This window comes from Undibacterium sp. GrIS 1.8, assembly GCF_040544445.1.
Lineage (GTDB): Bacteria > Pseudomonadota > Gammaproteobacteria > Burkholderiales > Burkholderiaceae_D > Undibacterium.
The window spans coordinates 36,200-51,807 of the sequence record NZ_JBEONQ010000034.1 but is presented as its reverse complement, the minus strand read 5'-3'; the positions used below and the strand labels follow the sequence as shown (position 1 = coordinate 51,807).

14 protein-coding genes and 1 tRNA gene are annotated in these 15,608 nt (G+C 42.8%); 3 read left to right on the top strand and 12 right to left on the bottom strand.

Annotated elements, in window-relative coordinates; genetic code table 11:
• The first annotated feature begins 634 nt into the window (after window positions 1-634).
• Window positions 635-1,972 (top strand): sensor histidine kinase, encoded by a 1,338-nt coding sequence (locus tag AAKU64_RS15745; protein ID WP_354333068.1) that lies wholly within the window; start codon window positions 635-637, stop codon window positions 1,970-1,972.
• Window positions 1,973-2,000: 28 nt separating this feature from the next.
• Window positions 2,001-2,756, top strand: coding sequence for a LytR/AlgR family response regulator transcription factor (locus AAKU64_RS15740; RefSeq protein ID WP_354333066.1), 756 nt, complete (start codon window positions 2,001-2,003; stop codon window positions 2,754-2,756).
• 160 nt (window positions 2,757-2,916) lie between these two features.
• Here the strand turns inward: AAKU64_RS15740 and AAKU64_RS15735 are convergent, their stop codons facing one another.
• The 7 genes from AAKU64_RS15735 to rpsF all read right to left on the bottom strand — a co-directional run bounded on the left by AAKU64_RS15735 (window position 2,917) and on the right by rpsF (window position 7,912).
• Window positions 2,917-3,927 carry an inorganic phosphate transporter gene (locus AAKU64_RS15735; RefSeq protein WP_322118564.1) on the bottom strand — a complete coding sequence of 337 codons (1,011 nt, stop codon included), beginning with the start codon at window positions 3,925-3,927 and terminating at the stop codon, window positions 2,917-2,919.
• 142 nt (window positions 3,928-4,069) lie between these two features.
• Window positions 4,070-4,696 (bottom strand): DUF47 domain-containing protein, encoded by a 627-nt coding sequence (locus tag AAKU64_RS15730; protein WP_322118563.1) that lies wholly within the window; start codon window positions 4,694-4,696, stop codon window positions 4,070-4,072.
• 90 nt (window positions 4,697-4,786) lie between these two features.
• Window positions 4,787-6,175 (bottom strand): replicative DNA helicase, encoded by a 1,389-nt coding sequence (locus tag AAKU64_RS15725; RefSeq protein WP_322118562.1) that lies wholly within the window; start codon window positions 6,173-6,175, stop codon window positions 4,787-4,789.
• Window positions 6,176-6,439: 264 nt separating this feature from the next.
• A complete protein-coding gene (rplI, locus tag AAKU64_RS15720; protein ID WP_322118561.1) occupies window positions 6,440-6,892 on the bottom strand; it encodes a 50S ribosomal protein L9 in 453 nt (150 codons plus the stop codon).
• A gap of 27 nt (window positions 6,893-6,919) precedes the next feature.
• Window positions 6,920-7,204: a 30S ribosomal protein S18 gene (gene rpsR / locus AAKU64_RS15715; protein WP_322118560.1), complete on the bottom strand. Its 285-nt coding sequence runs from the start codon at window positions 7,202-7,204 to the stop codon at window positions 6,920-6,922.
• Window positions 7,205-7,213: 9 nt separating this feature from the next.
• Window positions 7,214-7,513, bottom strand: coding sequence for a primosomal replication protein N (priB, locus tag AAKU64_RS15710; RefSeq protein WP_323492379.1), 300 nt, complete (start codon window positions 7,511-7,513; stop codon window positions 7,214-7,216).
• A 30-nt stretch (window positions 7,514-7,543) separates the two neighbouring features.
• Entirely contained in the window at window positions 7,544-7,912 is a 369-nt protein-coding gene (gene rpsF, locus AAKU64_RS15705) for a 30S ribosomal protein S6 (protein WP_322118558.1), read from the bottom strand.
• A 265-nt stretch (window positions 7,913-8,177) separates the two neighbouring features.
• Here rpsF and lexA point away from each other — a divergent pair, with 265 nt between their 5' ends.
• Window positions 8,178-8,852, top strand: coding sequence for a transcriptional repressor LexA (lexA, locus tag AAKU64_RS15700; protein WP_354333062.1), 675 nt, complete (start codon window positions 8,178-8,180; stop codon window positions 8,850-8,852).
• A 393-nt stretch (window positions 8,853-9,245) separates the two neighbouring features.
• Here the strand turns inward: lexA and lon are convergent, their stop codons facing one another.
• The 5 genes from lon to AAKU64_RS15675 form a co-directional block, all read right to left on the bottom strand.
• Window positions 9,246-11,660 (bottom strand): endopeptidase La, encoded by a 2,415-nt coding sequence (gene lon / locus AAKU64_RS15695; RefSeq protein WP_354333060.1) that lies wholly within the window; start codon window positions 11,658-11,660, stop codon window positions 9,246-9,248.
• Window positions 11,661-11,868: 208 nt separating this feature from the next.
• Window positions 11,869-13,140: an ATP-dependent Clp protease ATP-binding subunit ClpX gene (gene clpX / locus AAKU64_RS15690; protein ID WP_354333058.1), complete on the bottom strand. Its 1,272-nt coding sequence runs from the start codon at window positions 13,138-13,140 to the stop codon at window positions 11,869-11,871.
• A gap of 216 nt (window positions 13,141-13,356) precedes the next feature.
• Window positions 13,357-13,983 (bottom strand): ATP-dependent Clp endopeptidase proteolytic subunit ClpP, encoded by a 627-nt coding sequence (gene clpP, locus AAKU64_RS15685; RefSeq protein ID WP_354333056.1) that lies wholly within the window; start codon window positions 13,981-13,983, stop codon window positions 13,357-13,359.
• A gap of 18 nt (window positions 13,984-14,001) precedes the next feature.
• Window positions 14,002-15,342: a trigger factor gene (gene tig / locus AAKU64_RS15680; RefSeq protein ID WP_354362400.1), complete on the bottom strand. Its 1,341-nt coding sequence runs from the start codon at window positions 15,340-15,342 to the stop codon at window positions 14,002-14,004.
• A gap of 28 nt (window positions 15,343-15,370) precedes the next feature.
• Window positions 15,371-15,457: transfer RNA gene (locus AAKU64_RS15675), tRNA-Leu, on the bottom strand.
• Between the last annotated feature and the right edge of the window lie 151 nt (window positions 15,458-15,608).

Sequence of the window (15,608 nt, the reverse complement as noted above, 5' to 3'; positions counted from 1 at the left end):
CTTTCATCTTGCCAGAAATGGCCGCTCCTTTCTCATCTATTTTGCGCTTCTCGCAATAAAATTACTCTCCGGTGTTTCGTTTTGCAAGAACCTCAATTAGTAAAAAATACTTAGTTCCGTTTACTAGGTCTGCTGATATCAAATTATTTCAATAGTGGTGCAGTCAGGTGATCAGACAGATCACTGATATGCGCCACTTTCTTATTTAATTACTTATTTAATTACTTATTTAATTACTTATTTAATTACTTATTTAATTACTTATTCAATTACCTCATTGATTTTTACCGACCATCATGATCATTTTAAAATGCTGCTCATTACTTTTATTATCTAAATAAAAACTTAAATCACTCTTATGATCACGAACAGCAATGAGCTTCATCAACAATCTTCATAGCAGGTAAGACATCATTTTTTCGCTATATCTTGAAAAACATACTATTGCTCCTGCACACTAAGCTCGCTTTTACTGATTCTGTCCCAGTTTATTTGCAGACTGTCGCAAGCCTGTAGCGATCGCTCCAGCATTTCTCTAAAGTCACAACATGCCATATAAAACATTATCTTTGCTACCAAGCTAATCAGCCAATATCAGTTAGTAGAAATAAGATAACTTAGAGAGAAATTCATCATGAACCCGAACACACTTCAAACAAGTAAAGAGCTTGCTACTAGTTTTTTACGCTGGCTCAGCAAGGCTTTTGACAAAACTGCCGCTTGGGTAACGCAATTATCCTGGTGGAAGTTTTTCTTATTCGCCATCGTCACAATGATCGCGGGTGCGATCCTTCAAGATAATCTTTTTAGTTCTGAAGAGAGTGTTGTCGTCACGAAGAAAAAAGCAGCGAAAAAAGCGAGTAAATCCAAAGCAATTAGCGACGGCGATACCAATATTGAGATTGATGGAACTGGTATCCATATCCGCAAAAACAAAACCGATGGTGACGGCAAACAAATTGAGATCGATGAGAATGGCATTCGCGTTTTAAACGGCAATAGCAGCACACCAACAGAACCTGCTGCGCCGGTCGCACCAGCAGAAAGTGCCGCCTCTGCTGCCTCAGCCGTTGCGCCTGCTGCACCTGTAACACCAGTCATCAGTAAAAATGGGCAAGATGATATCCATATCAAGCTCCCTCCAGAGGTTGCACAGGAAATCAGCAATGATATTGAAGATGCCGTTGCCGACGCTGCTGATGAAGAGGTAAAGAGTTACCAGAAAAAATCATCCAAATGGTTTATCAACTTTGTGATGTTATTGATTTTCGGCCTGCTCGGTATGAAAGCGTTAATGGGTGGGAAAGTCCGAGCGGAAGAAAAGGCCAAACAAGCCAATGCCTCTGCTGAGCGTGAATCATTGCTGCGTCAGGTCAGCGAGGCACAGATGCAAATGATGCAAGCGCAAGTCGAACCGCACTTCTTATTTAACACGCTGGCATCGGTAGAATATTTGATTGAAACCGACCCGCCTCGCGCAGCAGCGATGCAACGCAGCTTGATCTCTTACCTGCGCGCCGTCTTGCCACAAATGCGCGAAAACGCCGCAACAACCAATTTGGGACGCGAGGCGGATATGGTCAGGTCTTATCTGGATCTATTAAAAATGCGAATGGAAGAACGATTAGAGGTTGACTTCATCATGCCAGAAGGATTGCGCAGTGCCTCTTTCCCGCCGATGATGTTGCAGTCGCTGGTTGAGAATGCGATTAAGCATGGATTAGAGGTAAAAGCCGAAGGTGGCACGATTCGCTTCCATGCAGAAGTAGCACACAACAAATTGCGGGTATCGGTATCAGATAACGGATTGGGCTTTGGTGCAATGCCGAGTAACGGCACTGGCTTAGGTTTGCAAAATATTCGTGAGCGTCTGAAACTTATTTACAAAGAAAAAGGGCAAATGATCATTACACCTAATCAACCTACAGGCGTTTGCGTTACTATAGAAATCCCTTATGAGTTAGCCAACTAAACGGAATTGACGAACTATGCCAACCGATATGCCAACCGCCATAATCGCCGATGATGAAAGACTGATGCGCGACCAGTTAAGGTCACGCCTGGAACAAGTCTGGCCAGAATTGCAGATTCTCGATGAAGCCAAAAATGGCGAAGAAGCTGTGCAGTTAGTCGAAACATTACAGCCTGACTTTGCCTTTCTCGATATTCGCATGCCTGCCAAAACAGGCTTAGAAGCTGCTAAAGAAATTGGCAACAAAGCGCATATCGTATTTATCACTGCCTATGATCAATATGCGATAGAGGCGTTTGATCATGGCGCAGTCGATTATGTGCTGAAGCCAGCAGATGTAGAGCGGCTGACACGCACCGTAGAGAGGTTAAAAGCGCGACTACATAGCCAAGCCGAGCCTAATGATATGAGTAATATGCTGGCACAATTAGCCAAGCAGATGGGAATCGGCAAACAGAGTTATTTGCAATGGATACAAGCATCTATTGGACAAGAATTACGTTTGATCCCGGTCGAAGAAATTTTGTTTTTTCAATCAGATGAAAAATACACCCGGGTACAAACAGTAAGCTACGAGGCATTGATCCGGAAGCCCGTGCGCGATCTGGCGGAAGAGCTGGACCCTGCCCTGTTTTGGCAAATTCATCGGGCAACGCTGGTCAATGCCAAAGCGATTTCTGGCGTAGTGCGCGACATGCGGGGACGGCATCTAGTGCAAGTCAAAGGACTAACAGAGAAGCTGGAAGTCAGTCGTAGCTTTGTGCATCTGTTTAAACAAATGTAAGCGAATAGCGGCGATCAGATCAGCACACAGTAAGCAGTTGAAAAAAGCCTGATAAACATGATGTTTATCAGGCTTTTTAATATACTGCCCCTATGTATATTAAATCGTCCAGAGGAAATATGGACGATAAGGCATATTTACCAAAAAACAGGGGGAGTATTTATAATATGTGCCGTCCGACCCACCATGCAATCGCGGCGACAAAGGCAGAGGCAGGTATAGTCAAAATCCAGGCCCAGACAATATTACTAGCAACACCCCAACGCACTGCAGACATCTTTTGGGCAGAACCCACGCCCACAATCGCGCCAGTAACAGTGTGTGTTGTGGAGACAGGAATGCCCATGGCGGTGGCAAAAAATAAGGTCGCAGCGCCTGCTGTCTCTGCACAAAAACCGCCTACAGGTTTTAACTTTGTAATTTTTTGTCCCATAGTTTTAACAATGCGCCATCCGCCAAACAAAGTCCCCATACCGATCGCGGTATAACAACAGATAATCACCCAGAGCGGTGGCGAAGTATCTGCTTGTGCAGAATAACCGGCAGAGATCAGCAACATCCAGATGATACCCATGGTTTTTTGAGCGTCGTTACCGCCATGTCCCAGGCTAAACATGGAAGCGGATAAAAGCTGCAAACGACGAAACCATTTATCAACCTTCATCGGCGTCGATTTAACGAACAACCATGACACCAATAACATCATTAAAGAACCAAGGAAAAACCCCAACAGAGGCGACACAACGATAAATACGATCGTCTTGATCAAGCCAGCAGAAATCAATGCGCCAGTGCCTGCTTTAGCTACCGCCGCACCAACCATACCACCAATTAATGCATGCGATGACGACGATGGAATACCAAAATACCAGGTCACAAAATTCCAAAAAATCGCCCCGACTAATGCGCCAAAAATCACATAGTGATCAACTACACTGGGATCGATCGTACCTTTACCGATCGTGGTTGCAACAGTCAATGGAAAAACTACAATGGCGAGCACATTAAAAAATGCCGCCATCGCGACAGCTTGCTGAGGCTTTAATACGCCGGTAGAAACAACGGTAGCAATAGCATTCGCTGCATCATGAAAGCCATTCATAAAATCAAATAACAGAGCTAGCACCACCAGAAATATGATGAGATACAGGCTCATATGGAAGGTTTGCATGGGAATCACTTCTCTTTTAAGCACTCTCAGAGCTGAGAGTTAATACTAAATAAAACGACAGGCAAGTTAAATGCTTAGATACTGCCGATACACATACTTGTAGCATCTGAACTAGCAGAGCAATGTCTTGCCAGTTTCATCGTTACGCGTTTTCGACAATAATGCCTTCAATAATATTGGCGACGTCTTCGCAACGATCTGTCACGGTTTCCAGAATCTCATAAATCGCTTTCAATTTAATCAGATTACGGACATCCGGTTCATCGCGAAATAATTTAGACATCGCGGCACGCATAACGTGATCTGCATCGGATTCTAAGCGATCAATCTCTTCACAGATCAACAAAATCTCGCGGGAGTTTTTCATGTTATTTAAGAGTCCGACCGCAGCCTTTACCTTTTCTGCGCAGGCCAGACATAACTCAGCCAAACGTTTAGCCTCTGGCGTAATCTCACGAACATCGTACAAAGAGATTGTTTGCCCAGCATCCTCCAGCAAATCCAAAATATCATCCATGCGGGTAATCAGCTGATGAATATCGTCACGATCCAAGGGTGTGATAAAGGTTTTGTGTAATAACTCAATCGTGTTGTAGGTAACTGTATCGGCCTGTTTTTCTATGCCTTCAATTGCATGTACACGGTGCTCAAGGTCATCAAAATTGGTCATCAAGGCGACCATTTCTTTGGCACCTTTAACGCATAATTCTGCATGCTGGTTAAAGAGCTCAAAAAATTTACCTTCAGTGGGCATCAATCGTCCAAACATATTGTTCTCGCTAGAAGTAAAAATACTGAAATCGCTCCAGATCAAAAAGAAGCATCTGATTAATCTGGATACTGCTAAATAGTCGTACGACTATTCGTTGTCACCGTAAATAGACAGTGAGCCTGTGTAATTATCGAACTTGGTGTATTCACCCAAAAAGGTTAAACGAACGCTACCAATAGGACCATTTCGCTGCTTACCAATAATGATTTCGGCGGTACCTTTATCTGGAGAGTCCGGGTTATAAACCTGATCACGGTAGATAAATAGAATGACGTCAGCATCTTGCTCAATCGCGCCAGACTCTCGCAAATCGGACATTACCGGACGTTTATTCGGCCTTTGCTCCAACGAACGATTGAGCTGAGAGAGTGCGATTACTGGGCACTGCAACTCTTTTGCTAAACCTTTTAAGCTGCGGGAAATTTCGGATATTTCTGTAGCACGGTTTTCACCTGCAGTGTTACCTGACATCAGTTGCAAGTAATCGATGATAATTAACCCCAATTTGCCACATTGACGTGATAAACGACGCGAGCGAGCGCGCAATTCAATTGAACTCAGCGCAGGCGTCTCATCAATATATAACTGCGCGTCGTTCATTTTTTGAATCGCATGGGTCAGGCGCGGCCAATCTTCATCCACCAATCTACCTGTACGCAATCGATGCTGATCCAAGCGACCAACCGAGCCAAGCATACGCATGGCTAATTGAGCCCCACCCATTTCCATCGAAAATACAGCTACTGGCAAACCACTTTCAATTGCGACGTTTTCACCGATATTGATCGAGAACGCCGTTTTACCCATTGATGGGCGACCTGCAACAATGATCAAATCGCCGGGTTGCAAACCGGAAGTCATTCGATCCAGATCCGTAAAGCCCGTTGGCACGCCGGTGATGTCACTAGTGTGATCGCGGTTATACAACTCATCAATTCGCTCAACCACTTGTGTCAGCAAAGGTTGAATAGCAGTGAAGCCTTGAGCGCCACGGGAGCCCTCCTCCGCGATCGCAAAGATTTTTGACTCTGCCTCATCCAGCATTTGCTTTACTTCTTTGCCTTGCGGATTAAAGGCATTACCAGCGATTTCGTCAGATACTGAAATCAATTTGCGCAAGACACCTCGGTCACGCACAATTTCGGCATAACGACGAATATTTGCGGCGGAGGGGGTATTTTGTGCCAGCGCATTTAAATACGTCAAACCACCAGCGTCGTCTGCTTTATTCAGGCCAGTCAGTGCCTCGTAAACGGTAATAACGTCGGCTGGCTTAGTCGCGTTAATCAGCTTAACAATTGCCTGAAAAATAATCCTATGGTCATATCGGTAAAAATCATCCTCGCGGATAAAGTCGGCGATTCTATCCCACGCAGCATTATCTAATAGTAAGCCACCCAAAACAGATTGCTCGGCTTCGATGGAATGTGGTGGGACTCGAATGGAATCTAATTGCGGATCGGAAGGTGCTTTCATGGCGCGCATTATACCTTTTTATTCAATATCGAAATCAACAGAACATGCCTTAATGAAATACATAAATCTGACCATTTATTACTAAGATAACAGGCACAGCCGCTATTAAAAAATAGTAAATACCATTTATGCTGCAAGCTTTAAAATACCAAATTAATTAAATCAATACCTGACTGCCAAGACTAATTGATCGCTCAATCTTAGCGACGTAAACGTTAAAAAGCCGGGCGAACCCGGCTTTTTTAAATACTATGCGACTAAAACTTAAGCGTGCTCGCCCAAGATAGCAACGGTCACATCAACAACTACGTCTGTGTGCAAAGCAACGGCAACAGAATGATCGCCAACGATCTTCAACGGACCTTGTGGCAAACGAATCTGCGCTTTTTCAACAGCAAAACCTTGCTTGGTCAATGCTTCAGCGATGTCGAAGTTGGTTACGGAACCAAACAAACGACCATCAACACCAGACTTTTGCGAGATTTGTACAGTCAAACCAGACAATTTTTCGCCTTGAGCTTGTGCTGCAGCCAAACGTGCTGCTGCTGCTTTTTCCAACTCTGCGCGTTTTGCTTCGAATTCAGCAATCGCTGAAGTTGTAGCACGGCGAGCCATACGTTGTGGGATCAAGAAGTTACGTGCGTAACCGTCTTTAACTTTAACTACATCGCCCAGATTGCCGAGATTAACGACTTTATCAATCAGAATAACTTGCATATTTTTCTCCTAGTACCTTGTCGTCAATTACGCTGTGTGCAAATCAGTGTACGGCAGCAACGCTAAGTAGCGTGCGCGTTTGATCGCTGTGTCGACTTGACGTTGGTACAAAGCTTTAGTACCTGTCAAACGTGCTGGCATGATTTTGCCGTTTTCTTGCACGAAATCTTTCAATGTATCGACGTCTTTGTAGTCAACTTGCGCTACATGTGCGGCTGTAAAGCGGCAGAATTTTTTACGCTTGAACAATGGATTTTGTTGTGGGCGCTTATTTTTCAGTTTGCTTTTGTCAAATTTTTTACCGAATGCCATTTGTGGCTCCTAATCTAGTAAATTTGTCTCGAATTCAGTAATGTGAAATACGAGACTTTTGCTGTTACGGTTCTTGCGCGACAAAAAACCTGTGAATTGCATTACAACACCTAACTCTATTTCCATAAATCGCTTTGAAATTTCTCCTGCGGCTAGCGCATTGATTTCAAAGTCGACTACACGTTGGGCATTTGCTTGCGTTTGCTTAGAGCTATGTATCAGTACCGCAGAGGCTATCGGAATTCCGGCTGGTGTAAAACGCAGCGCCGATTTTTCTACAATGCTGGCAACGACTTTAAGCTGATTCACTGATTTATGTAGCGTCCTCTAACGTGTCAATTATGCTGCTGGCGCTTCTACGCGTTGCGTTTTAGCAGCATCTTCTTTCTGAACAGATTTCATCATTGGAGATGGCGCTGTTTCAGCTTTCTTCATTTTGACTGTGAGGTGGCGCAGAACTGCATCATTGAATTTGAATGCGGTTTCCAACTCAATCAGAGTCTCAGCATCGCACTCAATGTTCATGCAAACATAATGTGCTTTTGCCAGTTTTTGAATCATGTATGCCAATTGACGACGGCCCCAATCTTCAATACGGTGTACTTGACCACTACGTGCAACAACTGTGGCTTTGTAACGCTCGATCATTGCAGGCACTTGCTCGCTTTGATCCGGATGTACGATAAATACGATTTCATAATGACGCATATATTCTCCTTGTGGACAATTTAATAGCCCGCCTCGGCGTCAAGACGAGTGCGGGAAGAGGAAAGCCCACAACTATACTGCACTTTGATAATTTACTCAATAGTTTCAATAGCTTATTACATTTACTGCTACCAATTTATGTGCAACACACCCATTGAGAGGACTTAAAAAAATTTTGAGATGAAAAAGATTTTAGGTTTATACTGTACAAAAATACAGGCTGCATATAAACCCAGTCTCACAACTACACGATTGGAATTCGATCATGCTAAAACTCACCGCTCGCCAAGAACAGATTTTAAATTTAATTAAGGACGCGATCCAAAATACTGGATTTCCGCCAACAAGAGCAGAAATTGCAAATGAATTAGGTTTTCGCTCCACCAATGCAGCGGAAGAGCATTTGCAAGCACTAGCGCGCAAAGGAGTTATTGAAATTGCTCCGGGTACCTCACGCGGCATACGATTGCTTGATTCCATACTAAGCAATGGAAGCACCAAGGCTAGGCCTAACTATATTGCTCAATTAGCGCTACCCCATCCATCACTAATGCAACTTAGTTTGCCGCTAGTTGGCAGAGTAGCGGCAGGATCTCCCATTCTTGCGCAAGAGCATGTGGACACAACCTATCAAGTTGATCCAGCCTTATTTTCAGCTATTCCAGACTACCTGCTCAAAGTGCGTGGTATGTCTATGCGTGACGCCGGTATTTTTGATGGTGATTTGCTTGCAGTAAAAAAATCTAACGAAGCAAAAAATGGACAAATCGTGATTGCCCGTATGGGGGATGATGTTACGGTTAAACGCTATAAAAAATCAGGGAATATGATCGAGCTATTAGCAGAAAATCCTGATTATCCCAATATCAAGATTAATGAACTTGACGAAGACTTTTCACTTGAAGGTTTAGCCGTTGGGCTGGTCAGAGCCTGGACTTAAGTTATGTATTACTAGGTATTGGCAGTATCAGTAAATAAAATAAAAAATTTCATCTGTCACGTCCCAACTCAATCAATATACTCCCCACAATCTTTTTGAAAAACATGATTTTACTCAATTATTGCATGGACAATTAAAATATACTCACCCATAGTATGAACGTACTCCGATTAAATGAATAAAATTTCATGTTTATCGAGCCTACTTTCATCGTCTCGACAAAAGTTAAATTGTCGGTCAATTTAATTTACTATTTTGGTAATAATTTATAAATTAGATAACCCAGAAAATCGATTATGAAAAAAATGGCCGCTAGATAACTAGTGACCATTTTACTTTCTTCAGTTTTAATCAGAGAAAACTATCTGATGAAAACCAAATTTCAGATCAGGCTCAATGCTTTACAACACCACCAACATCGACGCCACCTTCAACTTTAGTGGCCGTAGCAGCTACTAAAACTTCTTCATCAGTCAAAGCAACTGGCTGACGCTCTAAAGCAATTTCTAACACTTTATCTATCCAACGCACTGGAATGATCTCCAGCTTATTTTTGACGTTATCAGGAATCTCAGTTAAATCTTTAGCATTCTCTTCAGGAATTAAAACCGTCTTAATTCCGCCTCGATGCGCTGCCAATAATTTCTCTTTTAGACCACCGATAGGCAATACTTCACCACGCAAGGTAATCTCACCAGTCATCGCTACATCTGCACGTACCGGTATCCCGGTAAAAACAGATACCAGAGCTGTCGTCATAGCAATACCAGCGGAAGGACCATCTTTTGGCGTTGCCCCCTCTGGAACGTGAATATGAATATCACTTTTTTCAAACACATCTGGCTTAATACCCAAGCGCTTCGCACGACTGCGAACTACAGTGCGAGCAGCTTCAATCGACTCCTTCATCACATCACCTAAAGTACCGGTACGTATCACGCCACCCTTACCAGGCATTGCAACTGCTTCAATTGTCAATAAATCGCCGCCGACTTCAGTCCACGCAAGACCAACGACTTGTCCAACCTGGTTATCTTTGACCGCCACACCAAAATCGTAACGACGAACACCCAAAAACTTATCCAGATTTTTTGATGTAATCGTTGCTTTCTTCTCACTCTTTTTAAGTAAGAGCATCTTAACGACTTTGCGACAAATTTTTGATAACTCACGCTCTAAGGAACGTACCCCTGCTTCTCTAGTGTAATAACGAATAATGTCTCGAATAGCACTTTCAGCAACACTGATTTCACCATCCTTCAAACCATTATTTTTAATTTGTTTAGGAAGTAAGTAACGCTGGGCAATGCTAGCTTTTTCGTCTTCGGTATAACCCGACAAACGAATAACCTCCATACGATCCAACAAAGCTGGCGGAATGTTGTATGAATTAGAGGTCGCTACAAACATAACATCTGATAAATCGAAATCAACTTCGATGTAATGATCAGAAAAAGTATGGTTTTGTTCAGGATCTAGCACCTCAAGCAACGCAGAAGACGGGTCGCCACGGAAATCCGCCCCCATTTTATCTACTTCATCCAGTAAAAATAATGGATTACGTACTCCTACTTTCGATAAGCTTTGCAATATCTTACCGGGCATAGAACCAATATAAGTGCGTCGATGACCGCGAATCTCTGCCTCGTCACGAACACCGCCCAACGCCATACGTACAAACTTACGATTAGTAGCACGTGCAATAGATTGACCAAGAGAGGTCTTACCTACACCTGGAGGGCCGACCAAACACAATATTGGCGCTTTCAGTTTGTCAACGCGCTGTTGTACGGCAAGATATTCCAGAATACGCTCTTTGACCTTATCTAAACCAAAATGATCATCTTCCAATACTTTTTCAGCGTTAGTTAAGTCATTGTTTACCTTAGATTTTTTCTTCCAAGGTAAATTAACGATCGTGTCTATATAGTTGCGAACAACAGTTGCCTCAGCAGACATAGGAGACATCATTTTGAGCTTTTTCAACTCATTCATCGCTTTGTTATGCGCTTCTTTCGGCATCTTTGCTGCCAGAATTTTCTTTTCTAACTCATCGATGTCAGCACCTTCATCACCTTCACCGAGTTCTTTTTGAATCGCTTTTACTTGCTCATTCAAATAGTATTCACGCTGAGATTTTTCCATCTGACGCTTAACACGGCCACGGATACGCTTTTCTACTTGCAGAATGTCAAGCTCACCCTCCAATTGACCAAGCAAATGTTCTAAACGTTTGGCAACGCTAAAAATTTCCAGAATGACTTGCTTTTGCTCTAGCTTCAAAGGCAAATGTGCAGCAATTGTATCGGCCAACCGACCCGCATCATCAATTCCTGAAAGTGATGCCAAAATTTCAGGTGGGATTTTTTTATTCAGTTTTACATATTGATCAAATTGCTGAACGATTGCACGGCGCATTGCCTCTACTTCAGAGTCATCACCCTCTTCCGGCGCAACAGGAGTGAGCTCTGCTGTGAAGTGAGACTCTGTTTCAGTAATCTTGTGAATACGTGCACGCTGTGCACCCTCGACCAGCACCTTAACAGTGCCGTCTGGCAATTTCAACATTTGTAAAATATTGGCAATGCAGCCGATTTCGTAAATATCGTCAGCAGATGGCTCATCTTTTGCTGCAGCTTTTTGTGCCGCCAACATGATGCTCTTACCCTGCTCCATTGCTGCTTCCAAAGCTTTAATGGACTTTGGACGCCCCACAAATAAAGGAATAACCATGTGTGGAAACACAACCACATCGCGCAGTGGCAACAAAGGCAATTCGGTTTGTTCAGTAATTATAGAAGTTGTCATGGCGCACCTTATTCAAAATTTCTAGTATATAGATTGGCGCACTAGGCTAAATCTCAAGCCCGTCATCCGAAAAACAATAAAAAAAGCCACTCAGAGAGAAACTCCGGGTAGCTTTTCGATTGAAGCTCAATTTTATTGTGTAATTAATTGTACTGCTTATTCCAAATATCGTGGATCAATTATGACATTCACCCACAATTTTAAAGGATTAAGATTTTATACCTGACACCTTCGGTTGCTCGTCGTAAATCAGCAAAGGTTTTGCGCCATTGGTAATAGTATTTTCATCAATAACCACTTTAGAAACATTTTGCTCGCTAGGCAAATCATACATGACATCTAGCAACGCGTGCTCAAGAATAGATCTTAAGCCTCGTGCACCTGTTTTACGTGCGATTGCTTTTTTTGCAATTGCTTGCAAAGCTGCGGGCCTGATTTCAAGCTCAGCACCCTCCATTTCAAGCAATTTAGAATATTGCTTGATCAGCGCATTCTTCGGCTCGACCAAGATTTGAATTAATGCCGTCTCATCAAGCTCGTTGAGAGTTGCAATTACAGGCAAACGACCAACAAGCTCAGGGATCAAACCAAAACGAATCAAATCTTGCGGTTCTGCATCTTGCATAACTTGGCTAGCACTCTTCTCTGCCTGACTTTTCACGCTAGCAGAAAATCCTATGCCGCTGCGTTCAGAGCGGTCAGAAATAATCTTAGCCAAACCATCAAATGCACCGCCGCAAATAAACATAATATTTGTTGTGTCAATCTGAATGAAATCTTGATTAGGATGTTTTCGCCCTCCCTGCGGTGGTACGGATGCCATAGTACCTTCAATCAATTTCAATAATGCTTGCTGTACGCCTTCTCCAGAGACATCGCGGGTAATTGAGGGATTATCTGACTTACGAGATATTTTATCGATTTCATCAATATAGACGATCCCTTTTTGTGCTCGCTCAACTTCATAGTTACAGTTTTGAAGCAGCTTTTGAATAATATTTTCAACGTCTTCACCTACATAGCCAGCCTCAGTCAAAGTTGTCGCATCAGCAATTACAAACGGCACATTGAGCATACGTGCTAAGGTTTGTGCAAGTAAGGTCTTACCTGACCCAGTTGGGCCGACCAAAAGGATATTGCTCTTAGATAGCTCAATATCATCTTTTTTACCAAGATGCTTTAAGCGCTTGTAATGATTATAAACAGCAACAGCAAGAATACGTTTTGCTGTTACTTGACCAATTACGTATTGATCAAGCAAAGCTGTAATTTCTAAAGGTGTTGGCAGATCAGTTTTTGCACTGGAAATGGATTCCAGGTTGCTGACTTCGTCACGAATAATATCGTTACACAGATCAATGCATTCATCGCAAATGAAAACAGACGGACCTGCAATTAGTTTTTTAACCTCGTGTTGGCTTTTGCCACAAAAAGAACAATATAAAAGCTTTTCGCCAGTGGAGGATTTTTTATCAGGCATAGTACGTATATCTTTAACAGGAATTAAGCAAAAATTAAGCGAGAATAATTTTGATATTAACCGTAAATCCGATATATGTCATTGAAGAAGGACACGAAAATACGAAGATAACAAATCAATATAAAACCCGCTAGCAATTTAATTATAGAGCACAATAAAAAACGTCCGCACTTAATAAGCACGGACGTCTTCTAATTACTCAATATTTTTAGTATATCAGGCGCGATGCGTTAACACTTTATCGATTAAACCATATTCAGCAGCAGATTCGGCCGACATAAAGTTGTCACGATCAGTATCTTTCGCAATTTGCTCAACTGTCTGACCAGTTTTGTCAGCTAGGATTCCATTCAAACGTTCACGCAGGTACAAAATTTCACGCGCCTGTATTTCTATGTCAGAGGCTTGACCTTGAGCACCACCCAAAGGTTGGTGAATCATAATACGAGAATTTGGCAGTGAGAAACGTTTGCCTTTCGCACCAGCAGCCAATAAAAATGCACCCATTGACGCGGCCAAACCTGTACACAAAGTAGATACATCAGGCTTAATAAATTGCATGGTATCGTAAATCGCCATACCAGCTGATACAGAGCCACCCGGAGAATTAATGTAAAGCGAAATATCCTTATCAGGATTTTCACTTTCCAAAAACAATAACTGAGCTACGATTAAATTTGCAGCTTGATCATTTACTGGCCCAACTAAAAAAATCACACGCTCTTTTAACAAGCGAGAGTAAATGTCGTAAGCACGTTCGCCACGACCGCTTTGCTCTATGACCATAGGCACCATACCGAGCATGTTGGTATCTAATGCTGAACTACGAATAATGCCTGTCATTGGATTTTCCTTTAGTTATTACGCGTTGTTACCCATTAATTCGTCAAAAGGTAACACCTTGTCAGTGACTTTTGACTTACCTAAGACATAGTTAACGACGTTTTCTTCTAATACAAGGGCTTCAACTTCAGCTAAGCGATTACGGTCACTAAAATAATATTTAACGACCTGCTGAGGATCTTCATAGCTCTGAGCGAAATCTTCGACTTGCGCTTTAATTTGCTCAGCAGTTGCTTGCAAATTATTAGCCTTTACTAACTCAGCCAATATCAATCCTAAACGAACACGGCGTTCCGCTTGCACCGTAAACAATTCTGGTGGGAATGGAACATCTGCAACATTCATACCGCGCTGAGCCATGTCTTGACGAGTCATCTCTGCCAAGCGTTGACCGTCTTGCTCTACCAAGGATTTTGGCACATCAAATTCTACGGCTTTAACTAAAGCATCCATTACACTATCTTTAGTTTTAGCTTTAACGCGACCTTTAACTTCACGTTCAAGATTTTCTTTGATATCAGCGCGCATTTTGACTAAATCACCATCGTCTACACCTAGACTTTTTGCAAATTCAGCGTCAACCTCAGGAAGATGTGCCCACTCTAATTTTTTCAGAGTGACAGTAAACTCTGCAGTTTTACCAGCTACATCTTTACCGTGATAATCCGCCGGAAACGATAGCGGGAAAGTTTTGCTTTCACCAGATCTCAAGCCTAAAGTCGCAGCTTCAAACTCAGGCAACATACGACCCTCACCCAAAACAAAAGCAAAATCTTCAGCTTTGCCGCCAGCAAACTCTACGCCATCAATTTTGCCGACGAAGTCCAAGGTAGCACGATCACCATTTTTTGCTGATAAGTCGCCACCGTCTCCATGAGCACCTTGTTCACCTTTGACATGAAAGTGAACGCGTTGCTTGCGTAAAATGTCGATAGTTTTATCAATTTCCGCGTCAGATACTTCAGCTTTAACTTGCTCTACTTCTGCAGAAGACAAATCACCAACTACAACTTCTGGATATATTTCAAAAGTTGCGTCGAAAGCTAAACTACCTTCGGCTACGCCTTCACCAGATTTTGGTTCAATGCGTGGATAACCAGCAACGCGCAATTTATTCTCGTTAGCAGCGGCATTAAATGCCTGGCCAACTTTATCATTTAAGACTTCATTTTCGACTTGATAACCGTGCTGCGCGGCGACCATTTTCATCGGCACTTTTCCAGGGCGGAAGCCAGGGGCTTTCGCTGTGCGTGCGCGCAATTTCAAACGCTTTTCCACTTCAGATTGCACATCGGCGATCGGAAAAGAAATAGTAAGGCGGCGTTCCAATTTATCTAAAGTTTCGACTGCAGTTGCCATGAAAATCGTCCAAATAAAAAAAATTCTGTGGTGCGAGGAGGGGGACTCGAACCCCCACACCATTACTGGCGTCAGGACCTAAACCTGGTGCGTCTACCAATTTCGCCATCCTCGCGGGATGAGAACACTTGCCAAAATTAAAAACTGGCACAAAAGCAAAGGGCGACCCAAAATTCAAGTGTCGCCCAAAACTGTTGCATGTGGCATTTCAACTCCAGCCGCATATTCTACTGGATTTTAATCGGATGTGGCTCTTTTTTAGAGTT